14 protein-coding genes are annotated in these 16,885 nt (G+C 66.0%); 9 read left to right on the top strand and 5 right to left on the bottom strand.

Going from position 1 to position 16,885, the window contains the following annotated elements; all coding sequences use genetic code 11:
- Positions 1-6 precede the first annotated feature (6 nt).
- From ABZS29_RS36185 to ABZS29_RS36195, 3 genes are read left to right on the top strand one after another with little or no spacing between them, the layout of a single operon-like run.
- A complete protein-coding gene (locus tag ABZS29_RS36185) occupies positions 7-924 on the top strand; it encodes an ABC transporter ATP-binding protein (RefSeq protein ID WP_355469172.1) in 918 nt (305 codons plus the stop codon).
- The gene (locus tag ABZS29_RS36190) at positions 924-2,246 is read left to right on the top strand and encodes an ABC transporter permease (RefSeq protein WP_355469174.1); all 1,323 of its coding nucleotides are present in this window, start codon (positions 924-926) and stop codon (positions 2,244-2,246) included. The genes ABZS29_RS36185 and ABZS29_RS36190 overlap by 1 nt, the downstream gene beginning before the upstream one ends.
- 5 nt (positions 2,247-2,251) lie before the next feature.
- Positions 2,252-4,987: an alkaline phosphatase family protein gene (locus ABZS29_RS36195; RefSeq protein WP_355469175.1), complete on the top strand. Its 2,736-nt coding sequence runs from the start codon at positions 2,252-2,254 to the stop codon at positions 4,985-4,987.
- 41 nt (positions 4,988-5,028) lie between these two features.
- Here ABZS29_RS36195 and ABZS29_RS36200 read toward each other — a convergent pair whose 3' ends face one another.
- Positions 5,029-6,831 carry a ricin-type beta-trefoil lectin domain protein gene (locus ABZS29_RS36200; RefSeq protein ID WP_355469177.1) on the bottom strand — a complete coding sequence of 601 codons (1,803 nt, stop codon included), beginning with the start codon at positions 6,829-6,831 and terminating at the stop codon, positions 5,029-5,031.
- Between the two features lie 70 nt (positions 6,832-6,901).
- Here ABZS29_RS36200 and ABZS29_RS36205 point away from each other — a divergent pair, with 70 nt between their 5' ends.
- A complete protein-coding gene (locus ABZS29_RS36205; protein ID WP_355469179.1) occupies positions 6,902-7,333 on the top strand; it encodes a GNAT family N-acetyltransferase in 432 nt (143 codons plus the stop codon).
- Positions 7,334-7,348: 15 nt separating this feature from the next.
- Here the strand turns inward: ABZS29_RS36205 and ABZS29_RS36210 are convergent, their stop codons facing one another.
- Complete coding sequence (locus tag ABZS29_RS36210) at positions 7,349-7,702, bottom strand: MerR family transcriptional regulator (protein WP_355469180.1); 354 nt, start codon at positions 7,700-7,702, stop codon at positions 7,349-7,351.
- 65 nt (positions 7,703-7,767) lie between these two features.
- Between ABZS29_RS36210 and ABZS29_RS36215 the strand changes: the two genes are divergently transcribed.
- Positions 7,768-8,085 (top strand): putative quinol monooxygenase, encoded by a 318-nt coding sequence (locus ABZS29_RS36215; protein ID WP_355469182.1) that lies wholly within the window; start codon positions 7,768-7,770, stop codon positions 8,083-8,085.
- A 22-nt stretch (positions 8,086-8,107) separates the two neighbouring features.
- On the opposite strand, the gene ABZS29_RS36220 is transcribed toward ABZS29_RS36215, so the two are convergent.
- Positions 8,108-8,869 carry a MarR family transcriptional regulator gene (locus tag ABZS29_RS36220; RefSeq protein ID WP_355469184.1) on the bottom strand — a complete coding sequence of 254 codons (762 nt, stop codon included), beginning with the start codon at positions 8,867-8,869 and terminating at the stop codon, positions 8,108-8,110.
- A 200-nt stretch (positions 8,870-9,069) separates the two neighbouring features.
- Here ABZS29_RS36220 and ABZS29_RS36225 point away from each other — a divergent pair, with 200 nt between their 5' ends.
- Positions 9,070-10,161, top strand: a complete 1,092-nt coding sequence (locus tag ABZS29_RS36225; protein ID WP_355469186.1) for a serine hydrolase domain-containing protein — start codon at positions 9,070-9,072, stop codon at positions 10,159-10,161.
- Positions 10,162-11,241: 1,080 nt separating this feature from the next.
- On the opposite strand, the gene ABZS29_RS36230 is transcribed toward ABZS29_RS36225, so the two are convergent.
- A complete protein-coding gene (locus ABZS29_RS36230) occupies positions 11,242-14,289 on the bottom strand; it encodes an RHS repeat-associated core domain-containing protein (RefSeq protein ID WP_355469188.1) in 3,048 nt (1,015 codons plus the stop codon).
- A gap of 518 nt (positions 14,290-14,807) precedes the next feature.
- Here ABZS29_RS36230 and ABZS29_RS36235 point away from each other — a divergent pair.
- The 3 genes from ABZS29_RS36235 (at position 14,808) to ABZS29_RS36245 (ending at position 15,956) form a co-directional block, all read left to right on the top strand.
- Entirely contained in the window at positions 14,808-14,990 is a 183-nt protein-coding gene (locus ABZS29_RS36235) for a hypothetical protein (RefSeq protein ID WP_355469190.1), read from the top strand.
- Positions 14,991-15,010: 20 nt separating this feature from the next.
- Complete coding sequence (locus tag ABZS29_RS36240) at positions 15,011-15,466, top strand: hypothetical protein (protein ID WP_355469192.1); 456 nt, start codon at positions 15,011-15,013, stop codon at positions 15,464-15,466.
- 115 nt (positions 15,467-15,581) lie between these two features.
- Positions 15,582-15,956: a hypothetical protein gene (locus tag ABZS29_RS36245; RefSeq protein WP_355469194.1), complete on the top strand. Its 375-nt coding sequence runs from the start codon at positions 15,582-15,584 to the stop codon at positions 15,954-15,956.
- A gap of 59 nt (positions 15,957-16,015) precedes the next feature.
- Here ABZS29_RS36245 and ABZS29_RS36250 read toward each other — a convergent pair whose 3' ends face one another.
- Positions 16,016-16,786 carry a hypothetical protein gene (locus tag ABZS29_RS36250; RefSeq protein ID WP_355469196.1) on the bottom strand — a complete coding sequence of 257 codons (771 nt, stop codon included), beginning with the start codon at positions 16,784-16,786 and terminating at the stop codon, positions 16,016-16,018.
- Positions 16,787-16,885 lie beyond the last annotated feature (99 nt).

A 16,885-nucleotide genomic window follows, 5' to 3' on the forward strand; every position in this document is an offset into this window, starting at 1 on the left:
GAGCTCATGCACGCACCGGCGCCTGTCCGGGCGAGGGCGATCACCAAGACGTTCGGCGAGGTCGTTGCCCTGGACGGTATCGAGCTGACGGTCGCGGCCGGGCAGATCCACGGCCTGGTCGGACCGAACGGAGCAGGCAAGACCACGCTGCTCGGTCTGCTGCTCGGTCTGGCCGTCGCTGACGCAGGCCGGTTGGAGATCCTCGGTACGCCGGTCGGCCGGGCGCTCGCCGCTCCGGAGGGTGTCGCCGGCTTCGTCGACGGTCCCGGTCTCTACCCGTCGCTCACGGCCCGGCAGAACCTGGCCGCACTGGCTTCCCTGCGACCGAAGGCCGCGACCGCGGGAATCCCCGATGTTCTCGACCAGGTCGGGTTGACCGATGTGGCCGACGACCGGGTGCGTGGGTTCTCGCTCGGCATGCGCCAGCGGCTCGGTCTCGCCGCGGCTCTGCTGACCATGCCTCGGCTGCTCGTCCTCGACGAGCCCTCCAACGGCCTCGATCCGGCCGGCAAGAAGCACGTGTACGGCGTACTGTCGCGGCTCGCCACGGAAGGAACCGCCGTGGTGCTGTCCAGCCATCGGATGGACGACGTCGAGGCGCTGTGTTCCGACGTCACGATCCTGTCCGCCGGGCAGGTCGCCTTCTCCGGCCCGCTGACGAAGCTCGCCGCCGAAACCCCCGAGCTCGACTACCGGCTCGGCACGTCCGACGTCGAGGCGGCGCGGCGGCTGGCCGGTGAAACAGCCGGGATCCGGATCATCGCCGTACGAGAACCGCTGGTGGTCTCCGCGTCGGTGCCGGCCATGGACGAGCTGGTGAAGAAACTCGTCCACGCGGGCATCGCCGTACGGGAGCTGGCGCCGGTGGTGTCGCCGCTGGAGGCAGCCTTCCTGGCTCTGACCGAACAGCCGGAGACGAACTGATGACGTCGATCGCCGTCCCTGTCACCTTGACGCGCTCCTACCGCTTCGAGCTGATCAAGTTGCTGTCGCAGTGGCGGGTGCGGTTGCTGATCGCGACCTGCTGGCTCGCGCCGGCGCTCTTCGTCGCGGTGATCAGCCGGCAGTCGTCGCTTCCGGCCGACACGCTGTTCGGCCGTTGGCTGCACGCCACGGGGTGGGCAGGGCCGTTGGTGGTCCTCGGCTTCGCGGGCTCGTGGGCACTGCCGTTGCTGACCTCGCTCGTGGCCGGTGACGTGTTCGCGTCCGAGGACCGGCTGGGCACCTGGCGTCATCTGCTGGTGGCGGTTCGGTCCCCGCGACGGATCTTCGTCTCGAAAGCGCTGGCGAGTCTGACGGTCATCCTCGTGCTGGTGATCGGACTGCCTGTTTCGAGCACGATCAGCGGGGTCGCCGTGGTGGGTAGCCGATCTCTGATCGGGCTCGACGGCACGCTGCTCTCGCCGGGCGACGCTGCGGGCAAGATCGTGCTCGCCTGGCTCTGCGCGCTCGCACCGACTCTTGCGCTCGCCGCGATCGGGCTGCTCGGCTCCGTCGCGTTCGGGCGTTCTCCCATGGGCCTGCTCCTGCCCGCGTTGGTCGCACTCGCGATGCAACTCGTTCAGATGCTGCCGGTGCCGGTCGCGGTCCGCCTGGCGCTGCCTGGCTATGCCTTCATCACCTGGAACGGTCTGTTCACCAGTCCGGCACAGCTGGAACCACTGTTGATCAGTATCGCGGTCAGCCTGATCTGGGCGATCGCTGCGACCGGTTCGGCGTTGTTCCTTTTCTTGCGGCGCGACTTCACCAATCCCGCTCACGACGGCTCTGGCCGGCTGGCAATCACCGCCGGCCTGCTGCCACTCGTCGTACTGTTCGGCGCGACCACTGTGGTCGTCGGCGCCCCCGGGTCCGGCATCAGCCAGGAGAAGGTGCAGCGCTCAGTCGCCACCTCCTTTGCGCACCTGTATCGCCTCCAAACCCAGCAGCTCAACCGGCCCGCTGTCACCGAGGAGCAGCTGGCCACGTCGGCCGTCTGTACCAAGGGCGCCGATCAGGTGGCCGCCGACGGCCCCGGCAACGACTGGCGCTGCGTCGTGAGCTGGCACCTCCCCGGTGTCGAAGCGGCCGGCTCGGCCATCTACCAGCTCGACATCAACCCGCTCGGTCGGTACGTCGCCGACGGGGACGGACCGAAAGAAGTGAACGGCTTCTTCCTGGTCCGGACCCCGGCAGGTGACGAACCGAACCCGTTGTGGCAGTTCGACGGCACCATCGAACTGCTTCCGTCCACCCCGAAGGGATAAGCCCCATGCAGGTAACACGCCGCCGAAGGCGTGACGAGAAGGGCCTCACCCGCCTTCTTCGCCGCCGGGCAACTCTGGTCACGACCGGCACCACCGCGGTCGCCGTGGCCCTCGCCGGAACTGCGGTCGCCTCGACCCGGCAGTTCGGCACCCAGCAGGTCGGTCAGGTCACCGACCAAGGCCAGGTCGTCTCCGCCGACCAGTACGTCGCCCCGCTGGGCGACCGTCTCCTTCTGCAGAAGGGGAAGATCATGTCGTCGACCGTCAGCCCGGACGGCAGCCATCTGGCTGCTTCCCTGGCCGACGGCGGAATGGCGCTCGCGATCGTCGACCTCAAGACCTACAAGGTCCAGCAGTACGTCGGCAACAACGCGGCTGCGGACCTGAAGATCCCGGCGAACGACGTCGGCCAGGAAGGCCCGACGTACTCGCCCGACGGAACGCAGCTGTGGCTCGGTCAGTCCGACGGCTACCGCCGGTTCACCGTGAACCCCGACGGCAGCCTCGCGAACCCGACGTTCGTCACGATCGCCGCGGACGGCGCGAAGCGCGCACTCGTAGGCGAGGCGGTCTTCTCGGCCGACAGTTCCACCGTGTACTCCGCGGTGAACGGCCAGAACAAGGTCGTCGCGATCGACACCGCCACCGGCACTGTCAAGCAGACCTGGGCCGTCGGCAACGCGCCGCGTGACCTGGTCATGGTCGGCGACAAGCTCTACGTCAGCAACGAGGGCGGCCGGCCGGCCAAGCCTGGCGAGCCGACCATCGAGTCCTACGGCACCCAAGTACCGGCGTCGCAGATCACGGCCGCCACCACCACTGGCACGGTCAGCGTAATCGACCTGGCGAAGCCGGGCGACGCCCCCGCGAGCATCGGCGTCGGCCTGCATCCGACGGCGATGTACGCGAAGAACGGCGTCGTGTTCGTCACCAACACCGCGACCAACAACGTCTCGGTCATCGACACCCGACGCGGCAAGGTCGTCCAGACCATCGCCACCCAGCCGTGGCCCGAGGCGTCTGTCGGCTATGAGCCCGACGGCGTGACACTCACCGACGACGGCCATCTGCTGGTATCGCTCGGCAGGGCCAACGCGGTCGCCGTCTACAAGTTCCGCAACCCGTTGGAGCCGGTGAGCTACGTCGGCCTGCTCCCGACGGACTACTTCCCGGCGGAGATCGCGACCATCGGCAAAGACATCGTGGTCTCGAACACCCGCGGCGTCGACGCCCGCCGTACGACGACCGCCGCCGGCCACAGCACCCACGACACCACCTCGAGCCTGACCCGGTTCCGGCTGCCGTCCGACCACGACATTCGCAAGGACACCGGCAAGGTCTTCCAGCAGAACGGCTGGACCAAGGGCTCGGCGCAGGGTGGCACCAGCCACAAGAAGCCGGTGCCGGTACCGAACCGGCTCGGTGAGCCCTCGACGATCAAGCACGTCTTCCTGATCGTCAAGGAGAACCGCACCTACGACCAGCTGTACGGCGACATCCCGGAAGGCAATGGCGACCCCGCGCTGGCGCAGTACGGCGAGAACGTGACGCCGAACCAGCACGCGATGGCCAAGCAGTTCGGGCTGTACGACAACACCTACGACATCGGCACGAACTCCGCCGAGGGGCACAACTGGCTGATGCAGGCCGACAACCCGGAGTACACCGAGTCCTCGGCCGGTGAGTACACCCGCAGCTACGACACCGAGAACGACGCGCTCGGCCACCAGAAGAGCGGCTTCATCTGGACCGGCGCGCAGGCGGCCGGCAAGACCGTCAAGGACTACGGCGAGTTCCAGTCGTTCGAGGCCAAGCCGGCCGGTGCGACCTGGCAGAACCTGTACTGCGACACCAAGAACATGGCCGGCACCGGTCAGGACACCGCCTACCCGATCAAGACCGGTTCGGCGATCCCGTCGCTCAACGCCGTCTCGGTGCCCGGCTTCCCGCTCTTCGACACCAGCGTCCCGGACGTCTACAAGGCCGAGATCTGGAAGCGTGACTTCGAGAAGTCCGGCCCGGCCAACCTGAACATGTTCTGGCTGTCCAACGACCACACGGGTGGGCCGCCGAGCGGCGCCGCTCAGGTCGCGGACAACGACCTGGCCACCGGCCGGATCGTCGACGAGATCTCGCACAGCAAGTACTGGAAGGACTCGGCGATCTTCATCGTCGAGGACGACTCGCAGGCGGGCCTCGACCACATCGACGGTCACCGGGCGCCGATCCAGATCATCAGCCCGTGGGCCCAGCACGGCGCCGTGGACAGCCGCTTCTACACGCAGATCACGATGATCCGCACGATCGAGCAGATCCTCGGGATCAAGCCGATGAACCAGAAGGACACCGCGGCCACCCCGATGGCGACCGCGTTCACCACGCGGCCCGACTACACCCCGTTCACGGCGGTGCCCAACCGGACGTCGCTCACCGCGGGCCTGAGCACCTTGCCGCCTTGTGGGGCTGACGTTCCGGCCGCGCAGAACCCGGCGGCGGCGCCGGCACCGAAGGCCGTCGTACCGGCGGAGCAGCAGGCGACCGCTGCCCAATGGGAGACCTGGAAGAAGTCGCAGCGGCTCACCGGACCAGGAGCCCGGGCCGACTTCGCCAATCCCGCGCAGATGAACCACTTCGACTGGTACCAGGCACACGACTGGTCGACGCCGTACCCGGGTGAGAGCAAGATCCTCGCCCCGGCCGACGTCCCCGGTTCCTACCTCCCGGCTCCGGACTCCGAGTGACCGAAGGCCCTCCGACCGATCGAGGTCGGAGGGCCTTCGACCTACGCTGCGGGTGGAGTGTCGAACGGGGCGCTCCAGGACTGGTTGGGTTGGTGGGAGCCGCAGGCGTAGGTGGCGATGGTCGAGTTCGCGTCGGCGAAGTTGCTGCCGGTGATGTCGATACAGGCTCCGGTGGATTGGCGGAGCTGGCCGGAGCGGTTGTAGGTCCACTTCTGCTTGGTGTCGGTGCTGTTGCAGGTGGCGAGGCGGAGGCCGGTCGAGTCGCCGGAGATGCACAGGGCGGTGTTCTGCAACGACGCGATCAGGCCGGTGCTCTGCCGCTGCCATTGCTGGTTGCTGTTTCCGGTGCACGAGTAGAGCGCGACCTTTGCGCCGGCCGTCGCGCCGCCGTACGCGTCCAAGCACAGGGCGGTCGCTTGGAACGCGCTTTGCGGCGCTTGGATCTGGCCGACCGGTAGCGCACTGCCGCAGGTACCGGGATCGATCGTGTACATCGCGGTGTCGTGGCTCGCGATCGTTGTGGTGATCGACGACTGGACCGTGAAGTTGCTGTGCGTCCAGAGGTCCCGTGCCGTGCGGGCACAACTGGTGTTGCCGAAGCCGACCCGGGCCAGATCCAGGGTGTAGCTGGTCGCGGTCGCGTTCTTGTTCAGTACGGCGACCGCGCGCCGACCGCCGGCCAGTGGCTTGACGACGACGTCGATCCCCGCCGTGGCCGAGGCATTGTTGCGCGAGGCAAGGTAACCGCCGGCGCCCAGCGCGTCCTGGTCGACGGCGATGATGTCGCTGTTCTTCAGGATGTCCAGCTGCGGCGCGTACGTCGTGGGGTCGGCCGCGAGCTTGCGGATGTCGGAGCTGATCATCAGCGGCGAGCCCATCGCCGACCAGAGCGCGAACTGGCTGCGCTGCTCGGCCAGGGTCAGCTGCTGGTTGTCACCGATCAGCAGCATGTCCGCGTCGTTGTGGTTGCCCGGACCGTTGTACCGGGCAAGCGCCACGGTGTCGGTCAGGTTCTGGTAGACGCCGCCCTCGTAGTAGTCGCCGCCGTGCGGCCAGTTCCAGGCCGAGGCGTTGTCACCGTGCCACACGGCGATGTCCGGACTCACCCGCCACATCTGCCCAAGCGTGCGGACCCAGTCCAGCGAGTTGTACTTCTCAGTGCTGGTGGGACCGTACCCAGCCGGCGCGGACTCGTTGAACAGGATCTTGCGGCTGGTGTTGGCGGTTGCCGTCTTCAAGGCGTTGGCCATCGTGGTGAGGACCTGTTGCCGGTTGGCGATGGTGGTCCCGCAGTTGTCCACCTTCAGCGAGTCCACACCCCAGAACGCGAGCGAGTTGGCGTCGGCCTGTTCGTGACCCAGTACGCCGCCGGGCACACCCTGGCAGGTGTTCACTCCCGAGGTGCTGTACAGCCCGGTCTCCATGCCCTGGCTGTGGACGTAGTTGGAGTAGTCGGTCAACTCCCAGTCGAAGCCGGGCTGACTGCTGCTCCCCCACGTCGCCGCTCCGTGCAGATAGCCCGCGCTCGTCCGTTGCATCCAGCAATCATCGACAGTGAGGTTGGTGTAGCCGGCGGCAACGAGTCCGGTGTCCTTCATCGCCTTGGCCTGATCCTGCATGAACTGCTGGAACGAGTACCCGGTGCGAGTGCCGTCGAGCCGAGCCTGGGCGGCACACGTGAAGCGGGCCCAGTTATTGAAGCCCATCATCGGCTTCACACCGATCGCCGTACTGGTGTTGGCGGCGACGCTGTCCGCGACAGCCGGCGAGACCGACAGCGCCGATCCGGCGACGGTCATCACAGCGGCACTTGCGAGCGCGATCAGTCTTCGGTGCGGCCTCATGAAACTCCGTTCGGAAAAGTTGCTCATTAATGATTCAAACTGTCCGTTATGAGCAACTATCAACAGTGAGATGCATCATCAGGCTGCCCTCAAGCACTGTCAAGGGCTGGCGCAGCCTGGGCCTGCGCTGCCGGAGGAATCGAAGAAGGTTCTCGGGTTCTGGGACGGCGACCAGCTCGTCGCGATTGCCGACCTATTGCGCGGATATCCCCACGAGCACACGGCTTCCATCGGCCTGCTCCAAGTCCACGGTCTGCGGCAAGGCCACGGCACGGGCGCAGCGGCGTACCGGGAGCTGCAGCGGTACGTCGAACGGGAATGGCTGGAGGTGCGGACGCTGAGGCTGGCCGTCGTCGATACGAATGCCCAGCAGGCGCAAGGGTTTTGGGTTCGGCAGGGGTTCGAGGCAACGGGCGAGGTCAAGCCCTACAAACACGACACGGTGGAAAGCGTTGCGCGGCTCTATGAAAAGCAGTTGGGACGGACGCAACCGCAGGCGTAGATCGCGCGGATGGATTCAGGCGAGGGCGCGGGTGGATGCCTCGAGGATGTCACCAAGAGCGGCGCGGGCCCGGGAGAGGTCGTCGATGCGCGCGTCGAGTTCGGCGTACTGGGTCTTGAGGTGGTCGAGAACGCAGGCCTGTAGTTCGGTGCCGTCGCCGATGAAGCAGACCATCAGATCGCGGATCACCCTGGTGGGCAGGCCCGCGGCGAGCAGCGTGCGGATCCGGGCCACCGCGGCGGGCACTGCGGCACCGTACAGGCGGTGACCGCCTTCGCTGCGGTCCGATGTCAGCAGCCCTTGGGCCTCGTAGTAGCGGAGCAGGCGGACGCTGACACCGGTGACCCGGGACAGCTCTCCGATCTTCATGTGACCCACCTCATGCTCCGGCGGTCTTGAAGCTGACATCACTGTCACATTCTAGCGTTGCAGGTATGACGACATCGACCACACCGACCCCCGTTGCGCTCTACGGATTTCTCACCCCCAAGCCCGGACACGCCGACCACGTCAGAAAGCTCCTGACCGACTTCGTCGAGCCCTCGCGGAGCCACGAGGGCAGCCTCCAGTACCACCTGCACGAGCAGGAAGACGGCCGGTTCTTTCTCTACGAGGTCTGGCGCACCCAAGAAGACCTCGACCGGCACAACCAGAGCCCGGAACTGCGTGCCCTGATGACCGAGCTTCCCAACCACATCAGCGAACCCCCGCAGGCCTATTCCGGCACAATGCGCAGCCCGTACCCGGCGTGACGTAGGCCCGTCGGCCCCGATCTCAGGAGTCGCGCTGTTTGCCTGGCGTCGACCGTTGATCGGGTAGCTGGGTCTGGCGCCATTGCTCGGCGGCCTCGAGCATGGCGTGGCCGACATGTTCGAAGAACTGGCCGATGTCCCGCAGCCGGGCACCGGCGGGAGAATCGGCCCCGAGCGTTTCCGCCCCATGACGGGCGAACTCGGCGAGCACCGTGTTCTGGCGAGCGCTGGCCATCCAGCCGCGGAACCACGCGTCGGCGTCGATGACGTACCGGTCGCGCCGCCGGCGCGGATCGCGCTCCCGACGGATCAGTTCCTGCTGCTCGAGTTCGCCGATGGCCTTGGAGATCGAGGCGGGGCTGACCTGCAGAGTTCGAGTGAGGTCGGCGGCGGTGAGGCTGCCGCTGTCGGTGAGGTAGAGGCAAGCGAGGACGCGCGCGGTCATGCGCGACAGGCCCGTGCTGATCATCAGCACGGTGAACTGTTCCTCCAGGTCATGGGCAGCCCCGTGGCTGAGCTCGGACGCATCGGTCCGCACGGATGCGCGGCGGCGCCGGCGAGCACGCTCTTGCGTTGCCTGCTGTGCATGGCCGGCTCGGTAGTCGCCGGGTCCACCATTGCGGGCCACTTCCCGGGTGACGGTCGAGGGCGGGCGTCCCAGCCGTTCGGCAATCTCGGAGTAGGTGAGTCCACGGACCAGTCCCTCGGCGATCTCCTGGCGCTCCCGCTCGGTCAGTCTTCCTCCAGGCACGGACCTGGCCTCCTCTCGTCCGGCGATCGGCACAGTCTTGCGTTCGTCCTCAGTTCATTGCAAATCAGCGCTCAGTCCATCTTTGCATTCAAGGTCATAATCATTGCAAATGCGACTGACATCGCTTGTACAGAAGGGTTTTCTTGAAGAGCCGAGGTTTGACAGTTTCGTGAACGCAAATTAGCCTTTGGCGAAGTTTGAACGCTACTGGAGACCCTCCCGGAAGGAACCGCATGACCCTCAAGTTGTCTGTGCAGCACGTCCTCGCCGCCGCCGCTCAAGCCGGCGCTCCCGGCATCGTGGCCGAGATCCACGACGACGGCGGGCAGTGGTTCGGCTCGGCGGGCGCAGCGGACACCACGACCGGACGGCAGCGCCGGCCGGAAGACCGATTCCGGATCGGCAGCGCTACCAAGGCCTTCACAGCCACGGTCGTATTGCAACTGGCGGCCGAGGGCAAGGTGAGCCTCGACGACACGGTCGAACACTGGTTGCCCGGCCTGGTGCACGGGAACGGCAATGACGGCAGCAAGATCACCGTCCGGCAGCTGCTCAACCAGACCAGTGGCGTCTTCGGCTACGGAAACGACCCGGAGTTCTTCGCGACGGGCGTCGGCACCGCGTGGTTCGAGCACCGCTACGACAGCTACACCCCTGAGCAGTTGGTGAAGGTGGCCTTGGCTCACCCGCCCCACGCCGCACCCGGCGAGACCTTCTCCTACTCCAACACCAACTACATCCTCGCGGCGATGATCATCGAGAAGGTCACCGGCCACACCTACAGCCAGGAGCTCACCCAGCGCGTGATCAGCCCTCTCGGTCTGACCGACACCTCGCTACCGGACGACGACCCCACGATCCAGGGGACTCACGCCGTCCACTACTCCACGCTGTTCTCCCAGGACCCCGAGCCCACGATCCACGACGCCACCGAGATGGATCAGTCTTTCGCCTGGTCCGCAGGCGGCATCATCTCCACCACCACTGACCTGCACCGATTCTTCAGCGCCCTCCTGGGCGGGCGCCTCCTTCCCGCCGCGCAGCAGGAAGAACTGTTCACTACCGTCTCCACCGACGGATCGAACTGGATCCCCAACACCCGCTACGGCCTGGGCATCTTCACCCAGCAACTGCCCTGCGGCGTCGACCTCTGGGGCAACGGCGGCGCCCACTACGGCTCCTGGACATACGCGATGGGCTCCCAGAACGGCGCGCACCTGCTCGTCAGCAACCTCAACGGCGACTGGAGCGGCCTCGGCCCGTTCAACGAGCTGCTCGCCGCGGAGTTCTGCCCGACCGGCTCCGCACCCGGCACAGCCGGCTGACCCTCAGCGACCGACCGCGGCGGCCCGCGCGACCCGGCTGACGCCACGACGTACGAAGCAAAGCCGAGCAGCGCCTGGTGATCGGTGCCGACGACAACAAACCCGAGAAAAGACAAGTTCGTTGGATTAGCTGCTGGGCGTGCGCTCGATCTCCCCCAACGAAGCCACACCAGCACTCCACGAAAGCTGGCCGCTCGCGCGGGAAGGGCTATTGAGGTTGAGCGGCCGTTGGCAACGGTCGCATCCGGCACAATCTCGACGTCCGAAACGATGCTCGACAGATCGAGGCCACTGTAGTCCTCGAGAAACGCGGCCTCGACGACGTCGGCCAGCCAGTTCAAGGAGCGGATCAACGGGTCCGGCGGGCATCCCCAGCGACCGGATGCGCGAACAGCGCCAGCACGATCTGGAGCCAGATCTGCTCAGCCGAGGCATGTCGACTACCAGCAATGCTCGGCGAAGCGGTGCGGCTGCGAGATCTCGTCGATATTTGGTGGTGACACTTCAGTAGCCCCTCGTCCCACGGTGACACCTTCGGTGGTCTTCGGTGGTCTTCGGTGGTCAGCCCCGCCTCCGCCGCGGTCGCGCTGGCCAACCTGGAGATCTTTGAGCGCGAACGCATCAACGATGTACGCCCGGAACCACGAGGGGACTTCCTGCAACCCTGGCCAAGTTGCTCGACCTGCGCCTGGTCGGCGACGTCCGCAGCGCGAACTTCTTCTATGGCATCGAGACAAGTCCACCAAGGAGACCTTCAACGCCGACGAGTCGGCCTCTGTCACCGACCGCACTGGCCGAAGTTGAATCCAACTGAAGGTCACTCTACCCGCACACCTGTGCCCATCGGGGTTGACCTAGGTGGGCACAGGTGCCGAGCGACAGGACGCTCTCAGCGTGCTTGCCCTCGCCCCCTCACGACGTAGACGATCAAAATGACTTGGAAGATCGACGCTGCTGCGAACACCCCGAGCAAAATCCACCTCCCGGAAGTCGCTGCGAACACAGCACCGACCAGCATGGCGACCAGGAAAACGAGCGCAATCGCGATGCTGAAGGCGTGCCAGCTCTTACTTCGCTCCGTCAACATGTCAGTGCTATTACCCCTGCGCCGACAAGAAATGCGCCTCCAACGATGAGACCTGCCGGACCAAGCGCAACTTCACCGACCAAAGCCGCCGAAGCGACCTCCGCACCTTCAACTGTTCCTGTGACAAACGAGCCAATAGCGCCGTACGTCAGCAGGTCGTCTCCACATCCCTTTCCAGATGGATCGAGTCGGTTGCCGGGATTCGAGTCCGCGTACGCATAGCGACTCGGCGCATTGGGTGCCAAGAGTTGACTGAGCTGATCTTGAGCTGTCCAGTTGGCGGTGGTGGTGTCGTGGTAGCGCACGCCGTGTTTGAGCCAGCCGGTTTGTTCGTCGAGGAGGCCTTGGGTGTAGCGCAGGGGGTTGGTGGCTGCGGAGGTTCCGGTGGCGGCGGTTTGCTGGCCGGAGGGGTCGTAGGTGTAGGTGGCGGTGACGGTGCCGGCGGAGTTGGTGAGGCCGACGGGGCTGCCTTGGTTATCGAGGGTGTAATAGTCGATACCGCTGCCAGTCGTCAGCGCGATTGGCGATCCAGTGGGGTCGGTGTCGACGTAGCTGGTCTGGCCGTTCTTGGTGAACGACTCGATCATGGGGACGCCGTTGCGGTCGCTGCGCCCGTAGACGTACGACGTGCTCGCGGTGCCGGTCGTCGTCGAGACGAGTTCGTTCTGATCTCCGCCGCCCCAGGTGTAGGTGGTGGTGACGCCTCCCTTGGTGCGAGCGGTGGTTTGGCCGGCGGCGTTGTAGATAAGGGTGCCCTGGTTCGGGTCGGTGGTGCGGTTGCCGGCGGCGTCGAAGGCGTAGCCGGTCGAGCTGATTTGGTTGGCGGAGTTGTAGGTGAGGGTTTGGGTAGTGGTGCCGTCGACCTTGGCGGTGAGGCGGTTGCCGGCTTTGTCGTAGGTGTACGCGTAGGAGTGGCCGTTGTAGTTCGAGACCGCCGTGAGCCGGTTGGAAGTGTCGTAGGTGTAGTCGGACCGGGCGGCGGTGAGGTTGTTGGTCGAGTACTTGATCAGGCCGGTGTCCGTGGAGGCCGACGCCGACGGGCAGGCTTGGCCGGCGACGTACGGGGAGTAGCAGAACCCGGTGTCGTAGACCTTGGTCGCGTCGTTGGCGGCTCGTGAGGTCCAGGTGCGCGAGATCCGGCCGGACTTGTCGTACGTCGTTTTGGTGTGTGCGGCGAAGGTGGTGTGTGCGGTGTTGGTGTTGAACCAGGTGTCGGTGCGCTTGCCGTTGTCGTCGTAGCCGAACGCGGTCTTCTGCCCGTTCGGGGTGGCCATCTCGACCACCTGGTTGGCTTTGTCGTAGGTGTAGCTGGTGGTGCCGCGGGCGTCGGTCTTCGATGTGAGGTTTCCGGCCTTGTCGTAGCCGTAGCTCAGCGTTCCGCCGCCGGAGGACGACGTACGGGAGGTGACGCGGTTCTGCGCGTCGTAGGTCCAGGCGGTGGTGCCGGAGGCGTCGGTGCGGGTGGTGACGTTACCGGCGCGGTCGTAGGTGAACGCGACGTCGGGGGTGGTGTCGGAGTACTGGATGGTCTTGATCCGGTCGGCGCGGTCGTAGGCGTAGATCGTGCGCAGCCCACGCCCGTCACGCACCGAGTGCAGACGTCCGAATCCGTCGTAGTCGACCACGATCGCTGCCAGCGACGAACCGGTCGGTGGCGTGATGCCGGTGATCTGGTGATCGGCGTTGCGCCCGTAGCTGGTGACGTTGTTGCGGGGATCGGTGGAGGTGTCCAGGGTTCCGTCAGGGTTGTAGGTCACCGTTGAGGTGGAGCTGGCCGATGAGTTGGCGGACGTGAGCTGGTTACCGGCGCCGTCGTAGGTGAACAACGAGTCGTTGCCCTGCGTGTCCTTACCACCCGACGGCAGGTACTTCGACGCACCGGTGTTCGCGTAGGCCGCGGTCGCCTTCGCGCCAGTGGCCGCGGTGACATCGGTGAGGGACTCACCACCGTTGACGGATGGGTTGTGCCCGAATGTGGTGACACCACCGGTGCCGTTGGTCGAGGTCGCGGTGTCGTTGAACGGTGTGTAGGTCTTCGACCGGACCCGGTTCATCGGGTCGACGACCTTTGTCACCAACTCTTGGGCATTGAGGGTGTAGTAGGTCTGTGGACCGTCGGCAGGGTTGGAGGCGGTGTTGTTCGGGTCCGCGACGTAGGTTTCGCCGCTGGAGTAGTAGGTGAACCGGGTCGCCGCGCCGCCGGCCGGGTTGTCTTGGGTGACCTTCTTGACGCGGTGCGAGGAGTCGTACTGGATCGCGGTCTGCTTGCCCTCGCCGTTGGTGATCGTGACCAGATCACCGGTCGTGGCGTCGTACCCGAACGAGGTGGGCTTGTCGGTCGGATCCGAGATCTTGGTCAGCTTGCCGTTGGTGTAGGTGTAGGCGACATCGCGCGGCGTGCCGTCGTCACCGGCCTGCGCGATCGTGACCACATTGCCCGACCACGTGAAGTTCGCGGTCTTCGCACCGGCACCACCCCGCGTCGAGACAACCTGCGACAGCTTCCCCGAGGTGTAGCTGAACGTCGCGGTCTGACCGTTGCGGTCCTTGACCGACAGCAAAGTCCCCGACGAGTTGAACGTTGAGACCGTGTTGCTCGAGTGGTCGGTGATCGTCCAGCCCGAGCTGGTCTTGACCATCGCGACCTTGAAACCCGCGGGTGGCGTATAGGTCGTCGACGTCGCCGGCTGGAACAGTCCCTCACGGCCCTCGGGAGCCAGGTAGAGCACCGAGTTGTCGCTGTTCGCGATCAGCTTCGTGTCCTGACCGACCCTCATCGCCCACCCGGCACCGGCCGAACCGGATGGCAACGCCGCACCCGAGGCCAGCCGCAGGCTGTTGAACACCAGTCCTAGCTGCAGATCGTTCTGGATCCCCGGCAAACTCAGATCCGACGTCGTCACCAGCAGGTTCCCGGTCGCGACATCGACCGACGCGGACACCTTGTCCGAGATCGAGAACGGCACCCGCGTCGCCGACGGCCGAGCCCCCGTGAACTGCGCGGTCTGTACTGCAGACACCGCCGCTTGCGCCGGTGCCATCACCAACCCTGTGCACAACAACATCAATGCCGTACCCGCCGCCGCACCGGCAGCGCGCAGGCGTGAACGCCCCACAGACATGCCAAACCCCCAGCAAAAAAGAAGACCCACTCAAAGCCTCGCTGCTGAAGCCGAGCAGAGACCACAACACTCACACGTCGACCACCACTGGTCTACCGGCCAAGGCCGAAAAGCAATTGCAACAACCTGCAACCTGGACGTGCCATCGTCATTCGAACGATCCGGGTACGACGCCTCCGAACTGTCTATGTCGACCCGGCTCGCAGCTGAGTACGTCGAAAGCCCAACTGAGGCTCCAGTCCCAGGTGCTCTGGCAGCACCACCATCAGCTCGCTGATCCTCTGGTCGATCTGGGCCGGCGACAACTTGCGCAGCCACACTTTCGCTATCTCAGCCCAGCCGATCCACGCGAACTCCATCAGCTGATCCGAAGCTGACCTCGCGAGAGCGGACGAAGGAAGCGGGAGCAACGGCCAATCCGGCGCATAAGCGGGATTATGCGTCGCCGATCCGCGTCCGGTGCCCGCGACCGGGAACCCGTCGCGACCCGCGCGCCACCACCACATCTCGAAGGGCGCCACGACGTGATCTGCGGTCTGTTCGGCGGCTGTGGGATCATCGACCAAACCATGATCAGCGTGAAGGTGTTCGCGGCCCGCACTCGGATCGCCCTGTGGTGATGGCATGGCGGTTCGGCGCGGTGAGCACTCAAGCCGTCACCGCGGTGATCAGCGATCCAGCGTTGTTCACCGAGTGGATGATTGCGGTTCCGGCCAAGGTCCGCGTTCCGCCGAACTGGCCCGCCGCGGGCAGCGTCGTCGAGCGCGACGACGGTCGCGACGCGCGCGGCCGGCATACGTACATTCCCCAGTTGGTCGTCGCGATCTCGGACAGTTGGCGGGGCGACGAGGAACTCGGACTCCGGCAGCGCAGCAGCCTCGGCGGCTGGGTCCGACTGACGATCAAGCTGCAGCCCCGGCCCGGCGGGTGCCTGGTCGAGGTCTGGGCCAGGGCCGCCAGCGCATCGGCGCTCCTCCGGTACGTCGGTCCGGGCCGAGCACAGGTCGAGTCCCGGTGTGCGACGGTCGCCCAGCGGTTGATCGATCTGGCCGCCGCGGTCGAGTCAGCCGACGATCCCGGCATGCCACGAGATTGACCGACCGATCGTGACGCCTCGTCGCCGCGGTTCTACGACGGGTAGAAGTGGGCGACACCGTGGATCTGGAGACCTTCTCCTCCGCTGGGCTCGTCCGGACCGCACCAACGAGCGCGTGTCCAAGGACGCCATGGCGTTCAGCCAGAACATGGCGACCGTCGACCTTCCCGTCACTCCGTCCAGGCTGCCGAACTGGTTCGAGCCGATCCGAGCGGTCCTCGGCCTGGCCGGCGTACTGGCCGGCGCGCAACTCATGGTCACCAACGCCTCGGCAATCGCCTCCGACCTCGGCGTCCCTCAGGTCATCGTCGGCTTCGCATCAGGCTCATCCGCGCCTGGCAGAGCAGCTGTTGCCCTCAGCATCACGATGACCCTCACCGCGGGCCTCGCCTGGGCACTGCTCCGCCGAGGACTCACCCTCACCCGAGTCGAAGCGCTAGCCCTGCTTGCCACCTACGCCCTCACGATGCCGCTGCTCCTCTCGACGTGACTCAAGGCCGGCGGGAGCTCATCGCGCCCCTCAGACCATGCGGGCGCATTCGGACGTCATCAGGTGCCGGACTTCGCCGTACCGAGTACCTTCTTCGCCTTGGCGGCCGCTGCGCCGAGAGCTTCCTCGATGCCGTCCGCGCTGTCGAAGCTCATCGCAAGCGCCACATCGTCCAGCCCAGTGAAGAGGAAGACAGCCTCCAGACCGTCCAACGCTCCACCGTCGGCAGTGAACCGGGCACCGACCGGACTCGTGCCGACCTTCGGCGCGGCGATCTCACTGACCGCCATCGTCGAGCTTCCGACACCGGGGATGGTCAGCTTCGCCTGCTTGCAGGACTTGATCGCCGTACGGGTCCGGCTCAGTAGCGCGGTCACGGCCGCAGGCGAGCCCATGGCATCCAGCGTCTCGTCGAAGAACGGCCCGCTCTGGCCACCGGTGAAACTGCGCTCGGCGAAGGCCTTCGCGCCTGGCGACGGATGCGCGTTGAACAGCGTCACGAGATCTTTGCAGCCCGCGTCCTTCGAGGAGAGCTTGGAGCCGTCCTCTTCGGAGCTGTCGTCGACCGAGAGACCAGCCGGGAGGTCCGAGAGAGCCAGCAGCGCTTTCGTCAGCTCTGCCTTGGTCCGCGGCTTCGCGGCCGGCGGCGTGACCACTGACGGCGTGGCCGACGCAGCGGACGACGGAGTGTCGCTCGGTGTCGGCGTCTGCGATGTCGTGGTGGTGCTCGGCGGGGTGGTGGCCTTGCCAGCGTCGCCGTTACAGGCGGCCGCCGTGGTCACCAGAGCGGCGACAAGGGTGACGGAGACAAGAGATCGCTTGAGCACCATGGGGCTATTCCTCCGGGTTCGGGACACGACAAAACGATTGCCGACCAGACTTCCCGGCGCACCTGAGCCACACCATATCCCGAAAACTGACGGATGTTC

Source organism: Kribbella sp. NPDC005582 (assembly GCF_040605415.1).
GTDB lineage: Bacteria > Actinomycetota > Actinomycetes > Propionibacteriales > Kribbellaceae > Kribbella.

Excerpts from the sequence above, each read along its gene's own strand:
- ABZS29_RS36185 (WP_355469172.1), top strand. The coding sequence starts at position 7 with ATGCACGCACCGGCGCCTGTCCGGGCGAGGGCGATCACCAAGACGTTC.
- ABZS29_RS36190 (WP_355469174.1), top strand. The coding sequence starts at position 924 with ATGACGTCGATCGCCGTCCCTGTCACCTTGACGCGCTCCTACCGCTTC.
- ABZS29_RS36195 (WP_355469175.1), top strand. The coding sequence starts at position 2,252 with ATGCAGGTAACACGCCGCCGAAGGCGTGACGAGAAGGGCCTCACCCGC.
- ABZS29_RS36200 (WP_355469177.1), bottom strand. The coding sequence starts at position 6,831 with ATGAGGCCGCACCGAAGACTGATCGCGCTCGCAAGTGCCGCTGTGATG.
- ABZS29_RS36205 (WP_355469179.1), top strand. The coding sequence starts at position 6,902 with ATGCATCATCAGGCTGCCCTCAAGCACTGTCAAGGGCTGGCGCAGCCT.
- ABZS29_RS36210 (WP_355469180.1), bottom strand. The coding sequence starts at position 7,702 with ATGAAGATCGGAGAGCTGTCCCGGGTCACCGGTGTCAGCGTCCGCCTG.
- ABZS29_RS36215 (WP_355469182.1), top strand. The coding sequence starts at position 7,768 with ATGACGACATCGACCACACCGACCCCCGTTGCGCTCTACGGATTTCTC.
- ABZS29_RS36225 (WP_355469186.1), top strand. The coding sequence starts at position 9,070 with ATGACCCTCAAGTTGTCTGTGCAGCACGTCCTCGCCGCCGCCGCTCAA.
- ABZS29_RS36230 (WP_355469188.1), bottom strand. The coding sequence starts at position 14,289 with ATGGCACCGGCGCAAGCGGCGGTGTCTGCAGTACAGACCGCGCAGTTC.
- ABZS29_RS36235 (WP_355469190.1), top strand. The coding sequence starts at position 14,808 with ATGCGTCGCCGATCCGCGTCCGGTGCCCGCGACCGGGAACCCGTCGCG.
- ABZS29_RS36250 (WP_355469196.1), bottom strand. The coding sequence starts at position 16,786 with ATGGTGCTCAAGCGATCTCTTGTCTCCGTCACCCTTGTCGCCGCTCTG.